The sequence below is a fragment of the Stieleria sedimenti genome (assembly GCF_025060895.1).
GTDB classification, from domain to species: domain Bacteria; phylum Planctomycetota; class Planctomycetia; order Pirellulales; family Pirellulaceae; genus Stieleria; species Stieleria sedimenti.
In genome coordinates this window covers 1-2,340 of record NZ_JANZKV010000231.1, presented here as the reverse complement: position 1 = coordinate 2,340, position 2,340 = coordinate 1, and the positions used below count along the sequence as shown (strand labels likewise).

General features: G+C 56.5%; 3 protein-coding genes. All 3 read left to right on the top strand.

Annotated features, from left to right (window positions below):
• Window positions 1–30: 30 nt before the first annotated feature.
• The gene (locus NZK35_RS27110) at window positions 31–384 is read left to right on the top strand and encodes a VOC family protein (RefSeq protein ID WP_259635655.1); all 354 of its coding nucleotides are present in this window, start codon (window positions 31–33) and stop codon (window positions 382–384) included.
• 133 nt (window positions 385–517) lie between these two features.
• Window positions 518–1,000 carry a type II toxin-antitoxin system VapC family toxin gene (locus NZK35_RS27105; protein ID WP_259635654.1) on the top strand — a complete coding sequence of 161 codons (483 nt, stop codon included), beginning with the start codon at window positions 518–520 and terminating at the stop codon, window positions 998–1,000.
• A 920-nt stretch (window positions 1,001–1,920) separates the two neighbouring features.
• Window positions 1,921–2,181, top strand: coding sequence for a site-specific integrase (locus tag NZK35_RS27100; RefSeq protein WP_259635653.1), 261 nt, complete (start codon window positions 1,921–1,923; stop codon window positions 2,179–2,181).
• Window positions 2,182–2,340: the final 159 nt, after the last annotated feature.

The window sequence follows — 2,340 nt, the reverse complement described above, 5'->3', positions numbered from 1 at the left end:
ACAAGCCGACTGGGTTGCTGAACACACCAAATGAAAACTGGACAACCTGCGTGCAATCTTTTGGTTATTCGCTCTCCCGACATCAACCGTGCCGTAAGATTCTACGAAACGCTCGGACTATCGTTCACGAAGCATTCGCACGGCAACGGACCTGAACACTACGCATCCGAGACTGCTGGGTTTGTCTTCGAGATATATCCGGCACGTAGCAAGGCAACTACAACCGAGACGCGAATTGGATTTCGTGTCGCGGATGTCGATAACGTCATCGCCGCTCTGTCTGAAATTGATGCTAAAATACGTTCTGAACCGACCGACTCTGAATGGGGCCGACGGGCGGTTGTTTGCGATTTCGACGGACATACAGTCGAGCTTGTTTCGTGACCGGCGCTGTTATTGTCCGAAACAGCGGGGAACAATCCGATGCAACCGAGCGGCGAAGTCGAGCGTTTTGAAGTGGATGATCAACCGTCGCCGCCGACTGATCGCGGCCGTTCGTCGATGGTAGACTTGCACGATGGACACCGTTTACCTCGAAACAACGATCGTCGGCCACATTGCTGGACGCATTCACAGTGACCCCTTTACTGCTGCTCGACAGCGCACCACACGCGATTGGTGGCAGGGAGCCGCTAGCATGTACGAGCTTTATGTGTCGCAGCTCGTTGTTGATGAGTGTTCTGGGGGCGACCCGACTGCCGCCTCAGAGCGGCTAGCCGTAATCGAAACGCTACCCTTTCTCCAAACGTCCGAGGATGTCGATGCCCTGTCGGCGGCGTTGATTTCCGCCAAGGCCATCCCCGCTTCGGAACCACGAGACGCATTTCACATCGCCATTTCTGCCGTCAATGGTGTAAACTACTTACTGACGTGGAATTTCAAGCACATCGCGAATGCTGCCTTGCGTAGCCGCATCGAGCAGGTGTGTCGCGACGCCGGATTCGAACCTCCGGTCATCTGCACGCCGGACGAGCTAGCTGGAACTAATGATGGTACCTAACCCAATCACTAACGAGATCCGCGAGATTCGACATCGGCTCGCAACTCAATTTGATAACGACGTTTACCGTATCGGTGTTGATCTGCGGCGACGCGAGGCAGTTTCAGGGCGAAGGGTTGTTCGATTGCCCCGCCGCCAACCCATAAAAACGAGGAACCATGCGTTGCAACGGAGCGGCGGTGGTGACGTTTCCGGCAATGGAGAATCGACTCCCGCCGCCCGCTGATCGCGGACGTTGAACTTAATCGAATTGCTTACCGCTTCGGCGGTTGATGGGGCGTACGCGTCGTGTGTCGCTTCCTTGCGAAAGATTGCGTTGGCATCCGTCCTGATGCAGGAGTGTAAAAACTTTGTGCGACCCCGTCCGGGGTCGATGGAAGGATTGGGGGCGTGTTCCGGAGGTGGCGCTGCGCTGACCTCCGGCTACTGGCTGTGATCCCTTCGGGATAGAGTGGACGCTCGATGCGTCAACGATGTTTCGTGGTGAACGCCGAAAAGCTGACGCCAGATTCTTGAATCCTCTGGCCGTAGGTCGTCAGCGTTTTGGTGCGACAAGCGTCTTAATCTCTTGTGGCCCATCGAGTGATCCTGCGGCGGATGACTCGCCCGTCACTCGCGTTGTGTGGTCGAGGGTGTGTTTCTTTGACTCAAAGACGAATCCGACCGAACACACGACGCGCCGATCCTTGGGAGTCGAGCGCCTTCAGATTTTTGAAGTGCACCAGTGAGATCAGGACGCGGTTTGCACCGCGACGCTGATGAACTGCGTGCAGGTGATCGGTGAAGCGGACGGTGTTCGGAGGGCCAGATCGTTCGACGTGACCCGGCGCCCGGAGGTGCGTCCCTGCGAGAGATTGCGTTGGCATCCTTGCCAACACCAATGCCTGCCCGATCACGAAACGTCTTGCCGAAGACTTTTCATGGCGATCCGCAATCTCGCCGAACGCACCATCGATGCCTACACCTATCACGTGCGAAGGTTTGCCGACTTTATCGAAAAACCGCTCGGCCAGGCAGCCTGCGAAGACGTTAGAACCTTCCAACTCCATCTGATCCAAGAGCGGAAGCTTGCCTACAGTTCGTTCAACCAAGCCGTTTGTGCTTTACGGTTTTACTATCGCCACACCCAGCCCATGCCCTGGCCGGTCAGTGCAACGAAGGACGGCTTGCGCGGTTCTTGAAGTGAAAAATCAATCGTCCGTCCTCGGTGACGGGTACCGTTCGCGCTGCCAACCGCCGCCTATCGATTCCAACTGTTGATCGTGACATCGCTGACTCCTACGACTGGATTCGGGTTTGCCGGCAGAGCGAAGTGTCTGCGGCCCGGAGCGACGGTCTTA

Bases quoted from the DNA above. Each gene is read 5' to 3' on its own strand.
- NZK35_RS27110 (WP_259635655.1), top strand. From the start codon at position 31: ATGAAAACTGGACAACCTGCGTGCAATCTTTTGGTTATTCGCTCTCCC.
- NZK35_RS27105 (WP_259635654.1), top strand. From the start codon at position 518: ATGGACACCGTTTACCTCGAAACAACGATCGTCGGCCACATTGCTGGA.
- NZK35_RS27100 (WP_259635653.1), top strand. From the start codon at position 1,921: ATGGCGATCCGCAATCTCGCCGAACGCACCATCGATGCCTACACCTAT.